An 18,655-nucleotide genomic window follows, 5' to 3' on the forward strand; every position below is an offset into this window, starting at 1 on the left:
GGAGCATGGACTTTCTTCATTAGGTGTCCGACAGAGGACAGACGCCTTCATTATAGCATGGCAGAGCTATTTGATAAACACTCCGCCAAATGGAATGACTTCCCTTAAAAAGCGTTTGATCACGCCATCGTCGTTCATATCCTGCTGGAGCCGTCGATGATGCTCACCCGCATGAAAAAGCACAGTACCGTGTCCGGTCATTTTAAAATGATAATTCATATGCTGGCTGGCCAAATGGTTGCCATACACTGTCAGCTCCAGCTGGGCGTTCTCGGGATAGGCAATGACGCTGCTTGCATCGACATACATCGGCTCTGTTGGATGAAGCTGTTCCTGGCATACCCGTCCCTGAGTCAATAGACCGATCTGGCCGATGCCATCGAATTTCATTTTAATAACATCCCGACTGAACAACATGTTTTTCATGCTCAGCAGCTTGGTGCGCATCTGGATACCGGAGCTGTACCAGAACAGGTTGCGAAAATCGTATAGCAGATCGTCGCCCCCATCCAGCTCAATCATTTTCAGACTGAAGCCGGGAGGAAGTGCGGCAATGAGGCGGCAAGCTCCTGTAAAATCGGCCTGAATCAGCTTGTGCTTGCGGTACATGCCTTTAATATTCATCAGTTTGTCACTACGGCCTGAGCTGGGTCCGCGGTACGCGATGATCTGCTGCGGGTGAAGAACATGCAGCTTTTCGCCCTCCGCCAGATCAAGTGTTACGACAGAACCGACGCTTTCATCATGGTGTTGTCCTGCTTGTATGTCCATTCTGGCCTTTCATCCTTTCAGGGGGCTAGTATCTTCCCGAACGTCGACGCATCCCGTAACGCAACAGGCGAATACCGATAAAATAACCAGCCAGCAAAATGACAGCTGTGAGGATCAGCATCTTGTTACGGTGTGAAGCCTGATCGCGCTGAACCTGAAGATTTTTCAGTTCGGTGACGGTGTCGGTTAGCTTGGCGTTTTGCTGTAATAGTTGAGCGTTTTGCTCCTGATAAGCCTCAACGCTGCTACGGGCCTTTTGCAGCTCTTCCTGCGTTTGCTTATAGCTTTCCTTGAGCTGATATACATCGCCAGGCAGTCGGGAAAATTGCTCAAAGCCCTGGTATACATCATCCCAGTAGGCGGCATGTGCTCCCGGAACTCCGGTTCCGCCAAAAATAAACAGAAGCGCTACAGCAGCGCAGACGACACGGCGGCAGAAAGCAAAGCGAGAAATTTGTCGTACCAAGAGATCTTCCTCCTTCTGTTGCACCAAGATGTTAAATGATAAGCATAATTACCCATATCTTATGGTTACGCATAGTGTAATGATTAGGGTTCAAAGTTTAGAATAACAGGATGACAAATCCGGGAGAAATATTTACAAAAAAGTCGATATTTTAGTTTAAGTGTACCTCAAAACGGGTATATCAAGGAAGCAGCTACATTCCGGTAATTTTCTCGCAAGCATGTACAAGAGCCAACCCTATTTGATGAGGAACAGAAATGAGTATAAATATATTAAGCAAGAATGTAGAAGGAGAAATGAACGATGAACGAAAAAGAACAGACCTATAGAACGTTAAAAATAACGGTAAACGGAAAGCCTTTGTCGAAGGAACTGGTGGTGGACAGTATAACTTTTGCGCCTGTTTCTGATATCTGCACAAAAGCGAATGTTTCTTTGACAGAAACTATGATTTCTTAACTTTATACTATGAAACGAGACTATAATGCAGCCCGGCTTACGCCGGGCTTTTTTTTACGTAATCATGCAATTTCAATGGGTTAAAATGTTATTTGTTGATGTACTTCCCCTTTCCTATAGATTACCATGTATAATTTTCGCTAACGAACATACGTTCCCTGACAATATAGTGTCAGATAACACTGTTAATTTAGAGTTACATGTTCTTTTAGGGGGAATTTACCAGTGGTGAAGCCAATGATTAACGTAACGTACACATGGGACAAAGAGTCTATATCTGCGAATAGGTCCGAGCAAGTAAATCTGCTGATAGAATGGGGCTATGGGGCTATACGTAAAAGAAAAGGTACTTTAATGCCGAAAACAGTTGGATGTGACCTGCAACTCCGGTTCATCCCAGAGAGTGGGGTAAATCTATTAAAAGTGGATGGGGCCAGGCTCAGCTTCAATCGCTTGGAAGACGGAGAGTGTATGCTTGTTCACTGTGGTGATATGCGGAGGGGGAAGTATAAGCAGGCAATTTTGTCCTTTTCTATACCAGTTCACTCTTCCGGAAGGCATATCATTGGATTGATGGAGTGGAGCTGGTGTAAGCCCACTCAGGAAAAAAGGACACTGATTCGAACGGATCAGCTCTATATCCATTACACGCATCATCTTGGTCTGCTGAGCATTCCAATCAACCCGAAGGTGGAAAAATACATAAAGCTGAATGAGACGGCTCCAATTGTGAAGAAAGCATTGCGTATATACGAGAAGGGGGAACAGGAGCGAGGGGCGTTTGCGCTTACCAGACAAGCAGATGAACTGCTTATACGGGCGGCGAGAACAGGAGACATGGAGTATCTGGAGGAAGCTGAATTACTCTTTGCCGTACGCAATAAATGGAATGGGACTTTTGGATTATTCGAATCGTATAGTTCTAAAGTCCATGTTAATAATGAAATATCTGTAGAGGATGTTCGCTTTACCGAAATTAATATTTTAAAGTAGGCAATTATGCTAGTTTATTTATGTATTATAGTGAGTCTAATTTACTATCTTTTTGTAAAGGAGAGACTTCCTTGACTGATCGGTTGATACGGTTAATGCGGATTATTACTATTGTTCAGGCAAATCCGGGGATATTGGCAAGAGAGCTTGCCGAACGTTGTGAAACATCAGAACGCACCATTTACCGAGATATGGAGGCTCTGAGCGCTATGCATATTCCGATAGCCAATATGGGACATGGCAAAGGATACATATTTATTAGTAACTTCGCCTTGTATCCGCTCAATTGGACGGAAGAAGAGGCACAAGCTTTTGCCAGGCTGGGGGATGTCATGGAAACTATAAAGCCTCTTTTACCACCAGCTTTTGAAAGTGCTTATGAGAAAGTGATGGCCTCTAGTCAGAAAAAAAAGATGGACCAGACAAGCTTCGCGCAGGAAATGAAAAATATCGTCCGGCTCGGCTCGACACTTGAGCGGGAAAACCAGCCTTATCTGCTCAGGCTGATTGTTTTGGCAAGTCTTACGCAGCAGACAATTGAAGCGGAATACAGTTCGCCTCAAAATGAAGATGTATCATTAGTTCAGATTGATCCTTACTGTCTGGTTCCACAGGATCGGCGTTTTTATATGCTTGGTTTTTGTCACAAGCAAGCCGCCATGAGAACCTTTCGGATCAGTCGCTTTCGAAATATGAGGATTTTGCCGTATACGTTTCAGAAGAATACTTATGAAATGGAAATGTTTTTTAAGGGAACCTGGTCAGTTACCAAAGGAAACCAGAATATCCGTTTTGTGGTAAAATTTTCTGCTGGATCTGTATATCGGGTCAAAGAAGAGGAGCTGTTCATCAAGCCTTTTCTCAAGGATTTGCCGGATGGAAGTCTATTGTTTGAGGTAACGGTGAATCATGATGGTGAATTTCTGGACTGGCTCACTCAATATGGAGCGGAGGCAGAAATTTTGGAGCCTTTGCGATACCGCAAGCGAATGCAGGAAATGCTGCGAACCTGGGGGGCATTTTATTCCGATAAAAAGGCAGGGAACCAAGAATGACAAGGGGTGATAGATCCCCCGGAACGGGCCGGGGTGCTATCCTCCTAACGGTCCTTAAACAGGTTGGCGAGATTGCCAAATGGACTGTACTGCTCCTGTTCTTCTTCCGGTGTGGAGTATACAAGCTTCGAACCCCGGCTTTCCTCATCGTCAGAAGCGTTATTGGATAATGTGATACGATCAAAATGATGCATGAAAACCTGAGCGGTATTCAGTGCATCGTCCAGCGCACGGTGCTGTTGACCATCAAAGTCAATGTTGCACAGCTCCAACGCCTGAGACAGGCTTAGTTGACGGTATTTGCCATTGGAGCCGGACAGACGGGAGATTTGTTTTTGTATATCGTTCGTATTATGAATCCAATGGAGGTCCACATGATGGGTGCGGCAATGAGATACCAGCTTCTGACGGTCATCTGGCCCCCAAGCACATAAGTAATAAGGGGAGTCCTCCGTTCCAAGCCATGCGATAAATGGCTTCACAGCTTCAGGGAAAAGCGGGGCCGCATCAATGTCTCGTTGAGTAATACCGGTGAACTGCACGGTATCTGTAGACAGCACAGGCCGATTTGAGGGTCTGACAAAGCTGTGAAACGTGTCCGCAACGTACAAGCCATCGTCTCCCTTCATGACTTTGACGGCACCGATATCAATGATCTCGGAGGAATATCTGGCGTTACGGCTAACGGTAAACTCAAGATCATAAATAATATATTGCATTTTTGTGCTCCTTCCACACATATAACTGATCCCGTTAGAGAACGGAATGGATGTTTTCTGCCCGAATGGCTCTTCTCCATCATACCTCTCGGTTCACAACTTGTCAGCGTCTAAAAGGCTGGCTTTTGAAAAAAAATATGCGATGTCCAAATGAGTTTGGACTATCGCATAAAAATAACCTCCTGACATACAGCAGCGTCCGAAACCACTGGGATTCTGGACGCTGCCTTTGCAAGCTTATTGAATTAGGCCGGGAGGTCAAGCTTTTGTCCCGGATAAATGCGGTGAGGATTTTTCAGCTTGTTCAGCTTTTGAAGCTGTTGCCAGGTGAACCCATATTGGCGGGAAATGTCATACAGTGTATCCCCGGACTTTACAATATACACATGGCTTTTTGTAGCTTGTGCAGAAGCCGGTGTCTGCTGTGGCTTCGCTGTTTGAGCTTTGGCTGGTGCAGGTTTCGCAGACGGGGTAGAGACCACTTGCGGTTCTTCCTGCACGGGTGCCGGTGTTGCGGTTGAGGCAGCTGGTACAGGCTGCGCGGCAGGAACGGAAGTCTTGCCGTCTGCTTTGGCTTCTTGAATGCGGCCGTCTGCTTGTACTTGCAGGCTGGCGGAGCCAACCTTTTGCATGTAGCGAATCAGCGCCTCATCAAGCGATCCGAACATACCTGCCTGCGGATATTTGGCGAACATTGTATACTGATCTCCGCCTACAGCCGTAAAGTCATTCGTTGCCAGTGTATACGTGGCATCAGGATCAAGCGTTTTTCCGCCAATCAGGATGGAGTGGACACGACTTCCTTTGACTGCCGATGTATCTATTTTAAATGAGATACCCGATACTTGTGGAAACCCGCCGCTTGGCTCTGGATAGGCGGCTGTACCATTTTCAAGTGCTGCCTGAATGTCGGAGCCTTTCACTTTCAAGGTAACAATTTGGTTGCCGAAGGGCAGCACAGTGATGATGTCTCCCTTGGTTACCGTTCCCGTCTTGATGGACGCCCGAATGCCGCCGCCGTTGGTCAGGGCCACATCTGCCCCCGAAATGTCACGCATGGCATCGGTGAGCAGGTCGCCGAGATTGGTTTCACCTGCACGTACCTTTTCACGCGCTCCTTCCAGGTTCACACTTGTTTGCACTACAACCTCTTTGAGGATCGGTTCCTGTTCCTTCTGAATAGAGGCGATCAATGTAGCGATTTCAGCATTGGGCTGAACATCGACTGCTTGCGTCGAATCAATCAGCTTGGCTTGTTTTTGCGTAACCTTACCGCCGTCGACCCATAAATCTACAACGCCCAGATACTTCGTATATTCGCCCGCGCTTGCGATCAGTGTACCATTGTCACCAACCAAGCCTTTTTCCAGTACGGTATGGCTGTGTCCATCAATGAAAATATCAATGCCGGGCACTTCCTTGACAACCTTAAGGCTGGTGTCTTTGCTGGATGCATCTTGTCCCAGATGACCGAGGACCACAACAACGTCCACTTTACTGCGGATTTCATCTACAGCCGCTTTGGCTTCAGCCGCGGGATCAGTGAATTGAATACCCTCGACATTTTTAGGATTGGTTTTGTATGCCGTTTCGGGTGTGGTCAGGCCGATAATGCCGATTTTAACGCCATTGACTTCTTTAATCACATAAGGATGGAACAAACGTGTTCCATCCGTTTGCTTAATATTGGCGCTGAGTACCGGGAATTGAATTTCCTTACTCAGCTCGACAAGATGCTTCCAGCCGTAATTAAACTCATGGTTGCCTGGTACCATCGCATCATAGCCCAGCTTGTTAACCACTTTTACAATGCTCTCGCCGTTGACCAAAGTAGCGAAGGTCGTTCCATGAACCGTATCTCCGTCATCCAGCAGCAGCGTATTGGGATTGGAAGCCCGGTACTGGTCAATGATGCCTGCCAGCTTGGCGAAGCCCATTTCCTTGTCGTTAGACACCACGTGGGAATGAGTATCGTTCGTATGTAGGATGGTGATGTGTTTCCCGTTGCCGGGAGGAGTTGCAGCTCCCGCTGTTCCCGTACTAGCTGCCGGGTCCGCTGCTGCTGTACCGAGACATCCGAGCAGAAGCGCGGCGGTCGTCAAGATGGACGAGATTTTTTTCCATGAGTTCATGTTGTTCTTTCAACCTCCTGTAAAATGAATGAATTAGAGAAACCGCTTACGTCCACATTTTATCAGAAGATTGTAAAAATAACTTCTATTTTATATAAGAGCACTGAAAATTTTTTGTATATCGGTTGTTAAAGCCATCATGAAATTACCTATATTGAAGAGGAAGTAATAAACAAGCAATTATATGTGAGAACTAATGTTCCGTTGTAGGATTAAAAAAAAGGGCAGTCTCCTTGGGCAGACCAATCCGGGATAAATAGTGCTCCTGCGTTTCGTCAGTAAGTGGTGGTTGTCCTACACTGAGCAATAGCACAGCGAACCGATTGGCTTGCATCTCAAATTTGCCGGGAAAAAAGTAGGAATGCTCCTCCATAAAAAAGCGGCTGACGCCTTTATGAAGTCGGTCATGCCCCAATTCATGCGCACAGATGAATCGTTTCCATTCCGGTGTAAGCCCGTTGTGGATGACGATGAATCTTCTGCGCAGCTTGCGGTAATACAGTCCTTTGGTTGTGGGGCCCAGATCACAGTAACGGATATGGATACCCAGAGCTTCCGCAATATCGAAGGGGGAGTTCGTGCGGTATTTTCGGACGAGTTTGTGAATGAGTTGGTTCATGCGCTCACCTGCTATTCCTGATCACTGCCCGCTGGGGGCGATTTGGGTTTATGCTTGTTCATCTGTTTGGCTTCCCAGAACAGGCCTGTCAGCACATCCTTGATCCGTTGACGATCTTCTTTATCCAGTGGAATGCCGTCGAACATCAATTCGCCGTCTTCCTCCAGCATTTTTTTAAAATCCCGGCGGTCCTGGGAAGTAGCCCATTCCGGTACGCTGGAACGATAGGAGTCGTGTGAATGCTGCTCTGCTGAATCATCGTCTCCCCAATATCCGGCGTTCTTCATCATCTCGGTATACGATACGCCGAGCGCGTCCGCTATTTTGCGTAGAGTAGAGGGCTTGGGTACTCCCCTCAGCCCGTTTTCAATGCGGGAAATTTGTGAATTACTGATGCCAGCCGCTTCTGCCAATTGGTTAATGCTCCATTGCTTGTGCTCACGCTGGTGCTTTAAGTATGTTCCAAATGCTGGTTGTTCCACCATGACGGCTCCCTTCTGCAACAGAATAAAAGATTAGTTCCATTATACCATTAGGTAAATAGTAAAGGCACGTAATATGCCAAAAGGTATAGGAAAATAAAGCGAATATGCAGTTTTTGAAGCTATACCGCTTTTTTTGCCGATGGATAGCTATCCTAAATAATGCTATGTTATACTCATAATACGAACAAAAGGGGAACAAATTGTAAATGTAAGAGTTGTACGATTTAAAAAATACATCATTGTCAAAAGGCATAAGATAAGGAGTGTTGCTTTACATGAAAAATAACCTACCCGAATTGGACAGACGCAAAACGCAGAACGCACTGGAGGGGGTATTTGAAAAATATCGGATTTATAAAACCATTACCTTTATGGACCGGGAAAGTTTTATCACTGCCGGATATACGGATCGCCCGAACGGACCGACGAATGTGACCAGCGATCCAACGGCACGGACAGCTGTATATAATGTAGATGCTCCTGCGGCTCGTTTGGCTTATTGCGAAATGGTGGATGCCGTAGTCGGCCGCTTGAATGTACGCGAACAGCTGCTCATCCGTGAGCGCTATTTAAAGGATGACGATGTGTTCGACTACAAGGTTTACAATTATGTGCTTGACCCGCCGGTAAGTAAAGATACGTACACGAAGCTACGCACGCGTGCTTTTTACAAAATGGCGCTTGCACTGGCGGATCAAGGTGTTTTGAATCTGGCGGGTTTACAGAAGGGAGCGGAACGGAAACTGGGATAGTGTAATAATTATCCATTCGTTCGCATTTATATTTTAAAATCGCTTCTTAAAAGGCTTTGATTTCCTGCAATGGCGGGGGTCAAGGTCTTTTTTAGATATAGGAACACTTGTTCTCAAATATCCGCCCAACTTCATCCCTAGTCTCGCCTTTTATCGTCCATTTCCCCGGCAACGCATTCGTTATAAGGGTGTAAGATTATATCATCGGGAATCAAGACAAGAGGACATACCGAAGACACACACAGTCAAACGTTAGCCGGCCATCAGGGCCGGTTTTTTCATGCGGTTGTCGTCCCTGTCGATTCCCGGGAATTGTTTTACAGAAAGGAGGAGTCGTGTTGCCTAAGCAATGGATGCTGCAATGCATGAGGTTGAGGCTACGCCGGATGAGAACACGGAAGTGGAAAAAAGCCTGGCTAAGCAGCCACAACATGCGAGTGCAGGATGCGCAAAGGTGGCATGCCGCAGGATGAGACAAGCCTTTAAACAAAAGCTCATTGACATTGTTCCAGCACTTCAAGGGCGCGTATACGATGTTCAGCCACCGTCGCAGACGGCAGAGGAGCCGTACGCCGTTATGGCGCTGGGCGAGGAAATCTGGAAGTCGTCCTGGGCCGGATATCGGCAGGTTGTCCGCATCAAGCTGTACGCAGGACAAGCCGGGCTGGCACAGGCTGATGTATGGGCGAACGCCCTGATTGCCGGTCTGCACCGGGAGCCGGTGACAGGCCAAGGCGGGGACACGTCGGCTTTTACCGCGCACTATTTGGGCGTGCGGGATGCGGAAAAGCTGGACACCGTCACGGGCAAGGCCTACAGAACGCTACGTTTTGGCGTATACGTGCCTGAAACGGAAGGGAGTCCGGCGGCCGCTCCGGCAAACGGTATTGCACAGCCGGATGAATGGCTGGCGGCGCTGACCCGCTGGACGCAGAAGCAACTGGGCGCAGCGTGGTCAGTGTACGCCGATGCATGGCCCGCACAGCCGGGACGGCACGCGGTGCTATGGCGGCTTAGCGGCTGCGAGACCAGGATGGCGGGAGCCTCCATGTATGAACTTCGCAAACGGTTCATTGGGCACGTTATTGCCCCGGACACTGCTGAAGAGAATCGCGCGGCTTCCGCGCTGGTCGAGGGCTTTGGCGCTCAAATTCAGCTTCCTCTGGATCAGGAGAAGGCCCGTTATATGTCCATGGCTGAGGCTTCCGCAGATTTGCAGGCGGATGCGATTTTGGACGGTCAGCTCCGGCTGACGCTGGTACAGCGGCGTATGCGTCCGGCTGAGGAAGCGGCGTTAATCCGCAGAGTGGAAATTCATCCTATTTTGAAATGAGGTGGTCCGAGTGACCTTGGACAACAACAAGAAGGCCCCGGTCATTGCCGGGCAGGAAGCAAGCGGCCCCCGCTATACGCTGGAGGAGCTTAAGGAGCACGCGGAGCAATTGTTTTCCGTGAAGGAAGAAGTGCTGGCAGGCGCCTTTTTTGGCACACAGGACAAGCTGTTCACGGTAGCAGAAGCACACACTAAAATCGAACAATTTATGAAAGCGAAGGTGGACTAATTATGGCAGGCGGAACATGGGAAAACACGAATAAACCGGTATTGCCGGGTTTGTATATGAATTTTCAGGCAGCAGCAGCTTCAGCGATTCAAGGTGGTTCACGCGGTACGGTTGTTGTGCCGGTTAAAGCCAACTGGGGACCTGTACGTGAGTTTGTAGAGATTGGCAGTGAAACGGCGATTAGCCAAATCTTTTCCAATGACAGCCTGGATGGTGCGACAGCGTACTCTACACTGTATCTGGCTCTGCTGGGTGGACCGAAAAAGCTGTTGGCCTACCGTTTGGCAGATGACACGGCTGCTCAAGCAACTGTGACGCTGAAAAGCGGCGGTGAGGCACCAACCGATGTGCTGCGCTTGCAGGCTTTGTACACAGGTAGCCGCGGTAATGGCTTTGCCGTAACGGTACAGCCATCCTTGGGTGACGAGCAAGCCCGTGAGGTGCGTCTCTATGAGGGCACCAAGCTGCTGGGCACGTATAAAGGCAGCGACGGTACGGCTGCTTCGATTGCCGAAGCATTGAACAAGAACAGCGAAAATGTATGGGTGAAAGCCGAGGTTGTCGGCAATGGCGGCATTCCGGCGGATGTCAGCGGCGTACATCTCACGGGCGGCAACAGCGGTAATAGCAAGCTGGTTAATGCCGATTACATCGCTATGCAGGAAGCGCTTGAAGGACAGGAATTTAACGTGCTGGCGCTGGATTATGCAGCCGATCTGGCCTTGCTGCAAAGCTTTGCCGCGTGGATCAAGCGTGTCCGGGGCGAAGGCAAGGGCGTTATCGCCGTGTTCGGTGGTTCTGCGGCAGATGATGTATCCAAAACCGCTGTCAGCCTGGCCTCTGCCCGTTCTCTGGCGCTCAACCATGAAGGTATCGTGAACGTCGGTACTGGCGTACGTCTGGCAGGTACGGACTATAGCTCCGCTCAAACGGCTGCTTATGTAGCCGGACTGATCGCAGGTCAACGTCTGAATCAATCCGCCACCTATGCGGTGACGCCTTTTGAGGATGTAACCCGCCGCTGGACACGCTCCGAGCAGGAGCAGGCAGTCCGCAATGGTGTCTTCCTGCTGTTCTTCGACGGTCGTCAGGTCAAAGCGCTGCGCGGTATCAACAGCTTGGTGAACCCGGCTGCCGGGCAAAACAACGCATGGAAGAAAATCCGCTCCATCCGCGTTATGGATGCTATTAACGCTGACTTGCAGCGTGCAGCCGAAGAGACTTACATTGGCAAAATCAACAACACCGTGGAAGGCCGTCTGGCACTCATTGGTGCGATCAAAGAATACCTGGCACAGCTGTCGCTGAGTAACGTGATCGAAGCAGATGGCTACGATGTCATTCTCGACCCGGCTTACTACGGCGATGCGCCAGTTATCAAACCGGAGCCGGATCAAGTGTTCCTGCAATGGAACGTGAAGCTGACCGACGTGATGGAGCAGCTGTTCGGTACATTTTACGTGCAATAAGAAGGCCGCGGAAAATTAGAAATTCAAAACTATATTATGGATCATTTTGAGGAGGAAAAATAAATGTTGGATGCTTCAAGAGTCATTTTAGGTACGTATGGTCAGGCGCATGTGGACGGAGTATGGCAGACCAATATCAATAAATTGGAAGCCAGTGTGGAAATGGAAAAACGCGAGCTGAATCTCGTCGGCAACGACTGGAAGGTACACAAACGCGGTATTAAAAAAGGAACGGGCACGATGAGTGGCTACAAGGTGACGTCCGATATGATTCGTCGTGGTTTCAGTCGTTTTGAAATTATCACTAAATTGGATGACCCTGAAGCCTTTGGACATGAGAGCATTCGTCTTATCCGTTGCACTCCTGACAAAATTCAGCTTGCCAACTGGACAGCGGGTGAGGAAGTACAGGAAGAAACGACCTTCACCTTCGAAGGCTATGAGCTGCTTGATCCGATTGTAGCGAACTAATATGAACATGGGGGATGGGATGCCATAAGGTGTTCCGTTCCCCAAAACAAATTGATAATAAGGGAGAATGACTTATGAGCTTGAATGAAAATATGACAGAAGAACAAATTTTGGACAGCCTGTTTGAAGCCGCTGAAAAATTGCCGGAGGAAACGGTGCGTATCAAGCGCCTCGATATGAAAATTGTGCTGCATGGCCTGACCTCCAGCAAAGTGGACAGCATTCGTGAACGGTGTACCATTCGCCGTACCGTAAAGGGTGCAGTGGATGAAAAGGTAGATACCGAGACGTTCAACGCCCTGTTGATTTCGGAGGCTACTGGAAAGCTGGAAGTGAAGGGCTTGTCCCTAAGCGGCTGGGGCGATCCCCGGATTACAAGCCGTTTGAAGCTGTCCGGTGGCGAACAATCTGTCCGTCGTATGCTGTTGGCGGGTGAACTGGATGCCGTAGGCGACAAAGTGCTGGAACTGTCCGGCTTTGGCGTGGAAATTGCTGACCTAAAAAACTAATCGGCTCCGGGGGAATGACGACGATGCTGTACCACTTGTGGGTTCGGCACCACCTCCGCCCCGGAGACTTTTGGCGGCTTCCCCGTGGCGAGCGCATGCTGCTGCTGGCGTTTGCTGAACAGGAAATGGACAGTATGGTTTCTTCAAAAGCATGAACAAGGAGGTGAACATGAAATATGGCAGAAGCATTAAATTACCGCATGAACCTCGTAATTGATCCTAAAAACGTCATTAAGGCGAACCGCGAATTGCGCGCAATGGAACGCTATTTTGAGCGGATTCAAGGGCGTGTTATGAAAATAGGCCGCACTCGCATGGCCCCGGAAATCGTGCTGAACGATATGGCCTCCAAAGGCTTGGATAATCTGTTGAACAAGATTAACCGGGTCAAATCCCAGATTATTAACGCTTCGGGGAATGTCAATGTGAAGGCAGTCTCTCAAGGTAGCTCACCAGCTAACAGCGGTGCTGCCAAAACAGGTCCCATTAAGGGAGATAACAATCTGAGTTCAGTATTGCAAGCAAATACTGCTGCTGTGGAGGCCAATACTGCCGCTATTGGGGATTTGAGTACTAAGTTGGGTTCTGTGACGCCAGCCGCAGAGAAAAAAGAGGAGCCTAAGACGGTTTGGGGTAAAACAAAGGATTTCTTTGGTAATCTAAAGAAAATTGGTGGGGGGATAAAAAGTTTATCTGAAGCACCTTCAGCAGCTAACAAAGTTTTTAAAGCCGGAAAGAAATTATTTAGGGAACCGGTTGTTGGAACAACTTTTAAAGAGAAGTTTAGAGATGTCTCCAAAAAAACCCTTTCTTTTAGTAAAAATAGCGGAGATCTTATGCAAAAAGTAGGAGGGGGGTTCTCAGATCTCTTTGATGGTGGAGAGGGGATGTTTGGAGTTTTTAAAGGCGGCGGAAGTACCGCTGCAGATGCGGCTTCTAGTGCTGCCTCCAGTATTGTAAACCCAAGCACGGTTGCTGGTGCAACTGAGGAAGCTGGGTCAGGCTTATTTAAGAACCTTTTAAAAGGCGGCGCAAAAAAATTGCTGGGGCCATTAAGCTATGGGATGGATATTGTGAACATCGCGCAGGCTACCTCCGGTAAAGAACGTGCAGAAGCTATTGGTTCTACTGTAGGCGGGACTGCTGGTTCTGCGCTAGGTGGAGCTATAGGCACAATGTTGCTTCCGGGTATTGGTACTATGGTTGGTTCTCAACTTGGAAGTATAGCGGGAGGCTTTTTTGGTGGAAAAATTGGGGGGGTAGTCTCAGATTATGGTCCTGCTATTATGGACAAAGCAAAGTCCGCTGGTAAATTTATTGGGGAAAAAGCTTCCCAGGTCACAGGCTGGATTTCGGATAAGGCTGGAGACTTTGGTAAAGGCTTTTCTGATTTCTTTTCTTTTGGTAAGAAAGATGAACCTAAGAAAGAGCCAGCTAAGCCACCTGAAGTTCCTAAACCTGCAATCCCGCCTCATTCGACTATAGGTGCCTCCCTTAAGCCATTAGCAACTATGCCGCCTTTATATAGTGCAGTTGCATACGTGCCTCCGCAATCAGGTGCAAAAGGCGTCCCTAATCCTTATGGTCCAATGGCTATCGCTAACCAAGGGGTCAATCCTAATCCACTATTGAATACTGCGGCTCATGCGAACAACGGAGCCAAAGCTAAAGGTAAAGCCAATGGTAATCCGACTCCTCAAGTAGTACAGATTAGCCCAGAACAAATGGGAACACTCTCCGGCTTTTTGAAGGATTTTAAGACGGAAACTACGAACCAATTCAATCTTCCAGCAGGGGCTGTACAGGTAACTGTGCATGAAAACAAGCTGGATGTGGAGGGGCTTATTACGCAAATTGGCTACCGCCTCAAAGCCGAGATTCTGCGGGCGACGCAGAACACCAAGCCTGCGAGCGGAGGAGCTATGTAATGCAGTAGGATGGGAGTAACGGGGAAGGAGGAAAGAGATGGAATTTAGTTTAACGGATGGCAAGGGATTTAAGTTTGTATTTCCGGTGAATCCCGAGGAAGTGACAATCTCACGGCAAAAGGGATTTGATACGACAACGATTTTATCCTATGGGGAGTTTGATTTTCCACAAGGGGAGAAGGTGAAGGAAATCTCCTTCTCTTCTTTTTTTCCCAAGGAATACGACGAATCGTATTGTAAATATCAGGACATTCCCGATCCACAGGAGGCCATGAACACGTTGAATGGTTTTTTGCTGTCTCAAAAGCCATTACGCTTCATTATTTCAGAGACGGCTGTAAATGTACCCGTAATTGTAGCATCTCATAACTCCACCTTTCGGGGCGGCGATTATGGGGACGTGAATTTTGATCTTTCGCTGCGGACCTGGAGTGAAATGAAGGTATCCAAAAAAGCAGGCAGTGGCACGAAGTCTGCTACGGTCAACAAAAAGCCCCGCACGGATATGAAAGAAAAGAAGAAAACCTACACGGTGAAATCGGGGGATTCCTTGTCCAAAATTGCCAAGCTGGAGCTGGGGGACAGCTCACAATGGAGCCGTATTTATCAGCTTAACAAAAAGGTTATTGGTCAAAATCCGAATGCGATTGAACCGGGGCAAAAGCTGGTGCTGTCATGAGCTATAAAGTTATTTTACAGGATAAATATGATGTGTCGCCGCTGGTGGAGAACATTAATTTGAGGGATTCGCTGGAGCAAATCGCCTATCAGGGCACGGTAAATCTGGTTGTTACGCCGGATATGCCGCCCATTTCTCCAGGGATGTCGATTCGGGTTAGTGGCATTCCTTATGGCAAAAAAGACTATGTCCCCTTGCTTTCTCCTGCGGTGATTTGGGAAGTGGAAACCTCCAACAGTGGACTCAAGCGTATGACGTTGACCTTGTATGATCGCACGGTGTATTTGGACAAGTCGGAGGATGAATATTTGCTCCCTGCGAAGCAGACGGCTACTCAGCGTTTTCAGAAATATGCCAGGGATTGGAAGCTGAAAATCGCTTCATTGCCAGACACGAAAAAGTTGCTGGGGCGTGCCGTATACCGGACACAGTCCATCTATTCCATGATGCTGGGCGACCTGCGTGAAACGGCAAAGGCGGGTGGCAAGCTGTATCATCCACGGATGATTACCTCCGGTTTGGAGCTATACGAGCTGGGAACGAACAAGGATGTGTATGTTTTGGAGAGAGTGACCGATACGACACAATCCCGTACGCTCGAAGGCGCGGCCACAAGAGTCAAGGTGCTGGCTACGGCGGCCAGTGAAACGGGCAATGAGGTTCCCTCCAAGGTGATGGCGCTGGAGGAAAAGGATATCGCCAAATACGGAACACTTCAGGTGATCGTGCAGGATGACGAGGTGAAATCGGGTGCGGCGGCACGTGAGTTGGCCAAAAGTAAGCTGAGAGGCATACAACAAACGATATCGGTCAATGCGCCAGATATGAACACGATTCGTGCAGGAGACGCGGTGATGCTGGGTTCCATGAAGCTGCTGGTAATTTCAGTGAGCAGGGAATTGGGCAATCCCGGCAGTATGTCGCTGGAGCTGGGCACGTATGACGATGTGAAAAGGAGGTTTTACCTTGAATAAGGACCCCTACGGGCATTTGGTCACTGCTCTGCAATCCTCATTTCACAAGCAAACCAAGCAAGCGCTGAGCGGAGTGGGCGCGGTACTGGGCACGATTACCTCCACGGGAATCAAGCTGGACGATTTTAAACATGAGCTTCAGGACTATTTGGTCGCCGAGCTGCCGGGATTGCTGTCTGTACCGCGTCATATGTACAAAGGAACCTCAACCGCAGTAGAGTCGGAGAATTGGGAGGGCAAGGAGCTGAAGACTTCCTTTTATATCGGGGAGGACGAGCTGGAGGATGTGAATCTGAGCCTGAACAAAGGACTGAAGCCCGGAGATCGCGTACTTGCGGTTCGGGTGAATAGCGGCAACGATGTGGTTGTGGTGTGCAAGGTGGTGAGTGGACGTGGCTAATTTATTTCCCGAAACGGATGATATGCTCTGGACGGATATTACGGACCCGGAGGTGCTGGAGGATAACCGGGCGGTATTTGGACGAAGCTGGCGGTTTGATTTTGAAGCCGGAGAATTTGTCATGAGTCCCAGTCGTAAAATCGTGACTACAGGTGAAAAAGAAGCCTGGGTGCAGTGGTGCGAAAAAGCAATTCGTACCCCCCGCTACCGTCATGTGATCTATTCTCCCGACTATGGTAGCGAGTTGGAGGAACTGATCGGCAGCAGCTATGGGCATGGTGTGCAGGAAAGTGAAATCAAGCGCATGGTCACGGAAGCGTTGCTGGCAGATGCTCGCACGGCTAGTGTGGATCAGTTCACGTTTAGCTGGGAAGGCGAGGCGTGCCATTTTAGCTGTCAGATTACGAATGTGCGAGATGAAACAGAAATTGTGGAAAGTGTGGTGATCTAATGGCAGACTTGCCAGAATATTTGGTAAACCAGACGGAAGAGGAAATTTTGAGTCGTATGCTGGAAAAAGTGTCTTCGGATATTGATAAGTCCGAGGGTTCTTTTATTTGGGATGCGCAGGCGCCAGTAGCGTTTATGCTTTCCGAAGCGGCGATCTGGGCGCAGGAGTTGCTGCGCCGGGGCTTTGCCAGCACGGCAGCCAGCGACAACCCGGATTTTCGCTCGCCGGAGCTGGATCTGCGAACAGCAGAGCATGGAGTGACACGGCGGGAGGCGGTTGCTGCCTCAGGTATGGTCACATTCACGGGTACAGCGGGAACGACCGTTCCAGCGGGAACGTTGGTGGCGACCCCGGCAGATGATGTATCGGGGGAAGCCTCCATTGAGTATGCGACCACGGCAGCAGTCACGCTGGATGAGCAGGGTAAAGGAGAAGCGGTGATTCGGGCAGTCAATCCCGGTCGCAGCGGTAACGTACCCGCGGGCGTCATTCAGGTGATGGCTAGCGCGGTCAATGGTGTTTCCTCCGTTATCAATACGGAGGAAACCAAAAGCGGCACGGACATTGAGAGCGACCAGCTGTTGCTGGAGCGTTTTTATGCCAAGGTGCGCAACCAGGGAACGAGCGGCAACAAGGCGCAGTATACGCAGTGGGCGAATGAAATCGCTGGAGTAGGCGGCGTGGAGGTTGTTCCGCTCTGGAAAGGGCCGGGTACAGTGGCTTTATATGTGCTGGACACAGATAAACGCGCTGCCAGTCCAGATATCGTCGCTGCGGTACAGAAGTACATTGATCCGACCCAGGATGGACAAGGAGAAGGGTTGGCACCTGCGGGTCCCGTGGTGACGATCATGCCTGCGACAGAGGTGGAAATTAACATCTCGGTCAAGGTACAGCGTACCAAGGAGAAGCCGTCCACCCTGGATGAGATCAAAAAGCTGATCGAAAGCGGTGTGCGGACGTATTTGAAGCAGCTTGCTTTTTACAAGGAAGACCCGTTGGTTCGGTATACCCGGATTTCTGCTGTTTTGCTGGACATTCCGATCATTATTGATTTCTCTGAGCTAAAAATCAACGGACAGAGCAATCAAAATATTGAGATTGGATCAGGTCAGGTGGCGGTGCTGGGGACGGTGAGCGTCAGTGAATAATGATGGAATGAACATGAACAATCCAACGAATCGTCTAGCCTTGGGTGAAGAGGGGCACATGAGCAGCTTGCGGGGACGCGAGCTGTTTTCCTATTTACCCGCCTACTATGAAATTTCCCGTGTGATGCGCTCCGATATGGATGCGAAGGGCAGTGAACTGGATTCCTTGTATCTGGCGATGGATGCGACGGTAGCTCAGTTTTTTGTCCGTACAGCTACCTGGGGATTGGAACGCTGGGAAATGGAGCTGGGTATCGAAACCGACCTTGGCAAGCCGCTGGATCAGCGTCGTGCAGTAGTAGAGTCGAAGCTACGGGGAGCAGGGACCTTTTCAGGCCGACTTGTCAAAAATGTAGCTGAAGCATATGACGGCGGTACGGTAGATGTTACCTTTCATCCCGCCGAATGGGGATTCACGGTCAAATTTATAGATACCATCGGGATTCCGCCCAATGTGGAGGATCTTAAAGCAGCCATCGAGGAGATCAAGCCGGCTCATTTGACGGTAGAATATAAACTACGCTACCTGACCATTGCCGAAGTCGAGTCTATGACCATCTATGAAAATGAACATACAACACAGGATAGATATTTAGGAGGTGGCGCATAA

The 18,655-nt window shown here is 49.1% G+C and carries 23 protein-coding genes; 17 read left to right on the top strand and 6 right to left on the bottom strand.

Features of this window, described 5'->3' with window-relative positions; genetic code table 11:
* Positions 1-66 precede the first annotated feature (66 nt).
* Both ACIFQM_RS09120 and ACIFQM_RS09125 read right to left on the bottom strand, forming a co-directional pair.
* Positions 67-771 carry an AIM24 family protein gene (locus ACIFQM_RS09120; RefSeq protein ID WP_430037164.1) on the bottom strand — a complete coding sequence of 235 codons (705 nt, stop codon included), beginning with the start codon at positions 769-771 and terminating at the stop codon, positions 67-69.
* 25 nt (positions 772-796) lie between these two features.
* Positions 797-1,237 carry a hypothetical protein gene (locus ACIFQM_RS09125; protein WP_430037166.1) on the bottom strand — a complete coding sequence of 147 codons (441 nt, stop codon included), beginning with the start codon at positions 1,235-1,237 and terminating at the stop codon, positions 797-799.
* Positions 1,238-1,540: 303 nt separating this feature from the next.
* On the opposite strand from ACIFQM_RS09125, the gene ACIFQM_RS09130 reads away from it, so the two are divergent.
* The 3 genes from ACIFQM_RS09130 (at position 1,541) to ACIFQM_RS09140 (ending at position 3,744) form a co-directional block, all read left to right on the top strand.
* The gene (locus ACIFQM_RS09130; RefSeq protein WP_430037169.1) at positions 1,541-1,696 is read left to right on the top strand and encodes a hypothetical protein; all 156 of its coding nucleotides are present in this window, start codon (positions 1,541-1,543) and stop codon (positions 1,694-1,696) included.
* Positions 1,697-1,921: 225 nt separating this feature from the next.
* Positions 1,922-2,689 (top strand): hypothetical protein, encoded by a 768-nt coding sequence (locus ACIFQM_RS09135; protein ID WP_430037171.1) that lies wholly within the window; start codon positions 1,922-1,924, stop codon positions 2,687-2,689.
* 71 nt (positions 2,690-2,760) lie between these two features.
* Entirely contained in the window at positions 2,761-3,744 is a 984-nt protein-coding gene (locus ACIFQM_RS09140) for a helix-turn-helix transcriptional regulator (protein WP_430037173.1), read from the top strand.
* A gap of 44 nt (positions 3,745-3,788) precedes the next feature.
* Here the strand turns inward: ACIFQM_RS09140 and ACIFQM_RS09145 are convergent, their stop codons facing one another.
* The 4 genes from ACIFQM_RS09145 to ACIFQM_RS09160 all read right to left on the bottom strand — a co-directional run bounded on the left by ACIFQM_RS09145 (position 3,789) and on the right by ACIFQM_RS09160 (position 7,696).
* A complete protein-coding gene (locus ACIFQM_RS09145) occupies positions 3,789-4,463 on the bottom strand; it encodes an exonuclease domain-containing protein (RefSeq protein WP_430037175.1) in 675 nt (224 codons plus the stop codon).
* Between the two features lie 245 nt (positions 4,464-4,708).
* The gene (locus tag ACIFQM_RS09150; protein WP_430037178.1) at positions 4,709-6,595 is read right to left on the bottom strand and encodes a 5'-nucleotidase C-terminal domain-containing protein; all 1,887 of its coding nucleotides are present in this window, start codon (positions 6,593-6,595) and stop codon (positions 4,709-4,711) included.
* A 193-nt stretch (positions 6,596-6,788) separates the two neighbouring features.
* Positions 6,789-7,214, bottom strand: coding sequence for an ImmA/IrrE family metallo-endopeptidase (locus ACIFQM_RS09155; RefSeq protein ID WP_430037181.1), 426 nt, complete (start codon positions 7,212-7,214; stop codon positions 6,789-6,791).
* Positions 7,215-7,225: 11 nt separating this feature from the next.
* Positions 7,226-7,696 (bottom strand): helix-turn-helix domain-containing protein, encoded by a 471-nt coding sequence (locus tag ACIFQM_RS09160; protein ID WP_430037400.1) that lies wholly within the window; start codon positions 7,694-7,696, stop codon positions 7,226-7,228.
* A gap of 278 nt (positions 7,697-7,974) precedes the next feature.
* Here ACIFQM_RS09160 and ACIFQM_RS09165 point away from each other — a divergent pair, with 278 nt between their 5' ends.
* From ACIFQM_RS09165 to ACIFQM_RS09230, 14 genes are all read left to right on the top strand, one after another.
* Positions 7,975-8,451, top strand: a complete 477-nt coding sequence (locus ACIFQM_RS09165; RefSeq protein ID WP_430037183.1) for an ArpU family phage packaging/lysis transcriptional regulator — start codon at positions 7,975-7,977, stop codon at positions 8,449-8,451.
* A 361-nt stretch (positions 8,452-8,812) separates the two neighbouring features.
* Positions 8,813-9,784: a hypothetical protein gene (locus ACIFQM_RS09170; protein WP_430037402.1), complete on the top strand. Its 972-nt coding sequence runs from the start codon at positions 8,813-8,815 to the stop codon at positions 9,782-9,784.
* A 16-nt stretch (positions 9,785-9,800) separates the two neighbouring features.
* Positions 9,801-10,013 carry a hypothetical protein gene (locus ACIFQM_RS09175; RefSeq protein WP_430037184.1) on the top strand — a complete coding sequence of 71 codons (213 nt, stop codon included), beginning with the start codon at positions 9,801-9,803 and terminating at the stop codon, positions 10,011-10,013.
* A gap of 2 nt (positions 10,014-10,015) precedes the next feature.
* Positions 10,016-11,482: a phage tail sheath family protein gene (locus ACIFQM_RS09180; RefSeq protein ID WP_430037186.1), complete on the top strand. Its 1,467-nt coding sequence runs from the start codon at positions 10,016-10,018 to the stop codon at positions 11,480-11,482.
* A 63-nt stretch (positions 11,483-11,545) separates the two neighbouring features.
* Entirely contained in the window at positions 11,546-11,953 is a 408-nt protein-coding gene (locus ACIFQM_RS09185; protein WP_014280216.1) for a phage tail tube protein, read from the top strand.
* A 74-nt stretch (positions 11,954-12,027) separates the two neighbouring features.
* Positions 12,028-12,462: a phage tail assembly chaperone gene (locus ACIFQM_RS09190; RefSeq protein ID WP_044645253.1), complete on the top strand. Its 435-nt coding sequence runs from the start codon at positions 12,028-12,030 to the stop codon at positions 12,460-12,462.
* A 23-nt stretch (positions 12,463-12,485) separates the two neighbouring features.
* The gene (locus ACIFQM_RS09195; protein ID WP_268794229.1) at positions 12,486-12,617 is read left to right on the top strand and encodes a hypothetical protein; all 132 of its coding nucleotides are present in this window, start codon (positions 12,486-12,488) and stop codon (positions 12,615-12,617) included.
* A gap of 21 nt (positions 12,618-12,638) precedes the next feature.
* Complete coding sequence (locus ACIFQM_RS09200) at positions 12,639-14,390, top strand: hypothetical protein (protein ID WP_430037189.1); 1,752 nt, start codon at positions 12,639-12,641, stop codon at positions 14,388-14,390.
* A 37-nt stretch (positions 14,391-14,427) separates the two neighbouring features.
* Entirely contained in the window at positions 14,428-15,069 is a 642-nt protein-coding gene (locus ACIFQM_RS09205; RefSeq protein WP_430045681.1) for a LysM peptidoglycan-binding domain-containing protein, read from the top strand.
* Positions 15,066-16,043, top strand: a complete 978-nt coding sequence (locus tag ACIFQM_RS09210; protein ID WP_430045683.1) for an XkdQ/YqbQ family protein — start codon at positions 15,066-15,068, stop codon at positions 16,041-16,043. Before ACIFQM_RS09205 ends, ACIFQM_RS09210 begins: the two co-directional genes overlap by 4 nt.
* Positions 16,036-16,443, top strand: coding sequence for a hypothetical protein (locus ACIFQM_RS09215; protein WP_430045685.1), 408 nt, complete (start codon positions 16,036-16,038; stop codon positions 16,441-16,443). Before ACIFQM_RS09210 ends, ACIFQM_RS09215 begins: the two co-directional genes overlap by 8 nt.
* Positions 16,436-16,894, top strand: a complete 459-nt coding sequence (locus ACIFQM_RS09220) for a DUF2634 domain-containing protein (RefSeq protein ID WP_430045687.1) — start codon at positions 16,436-16,438, stop codon at positions 16,892-16,894. The genes ACIFQM_RS09215 and ACIFQM_RS09220 overlap by 8 nt, the downstream gene beginning before the upstream one ends.
* Positions 16,894-18,045: a baseplate J/gp47 family protein gene (locus ACIFQM_RS09225; protein WP_430065329.1), complete on the top strand. Its 1,152-nt coding sequence runs from the start codon at positions 16,894-16,896 to the stop codon at positions 18,043-18,045. Before ACIFQM_RS09220 ends, ACIFQM_RS09225 begins: the two co-directional genes overlap by 1 nt.
* Before the next feature lie 13 nt (positions 18,046-18,058).
* Positions 18,059-18,655, top strand: coding sequence for a YmfQ family protein (locus ACIFQM_RS09230; protein WP_430065331.1), 597 nt, complete (start codon positions 18,059-18,061; stop codon positions 18,653-18,655).

Source organism: Paenibacillus sp. NRS-1782 (genome assembly GCF_050467685.1).
Taxonomy (GTDB): domain Bacteria; phylum Bacillota; class Bacilli; order Paenibacillales; family Paenibacillaceae; genus Paenibacillus; species Paenibacillus terrae_A.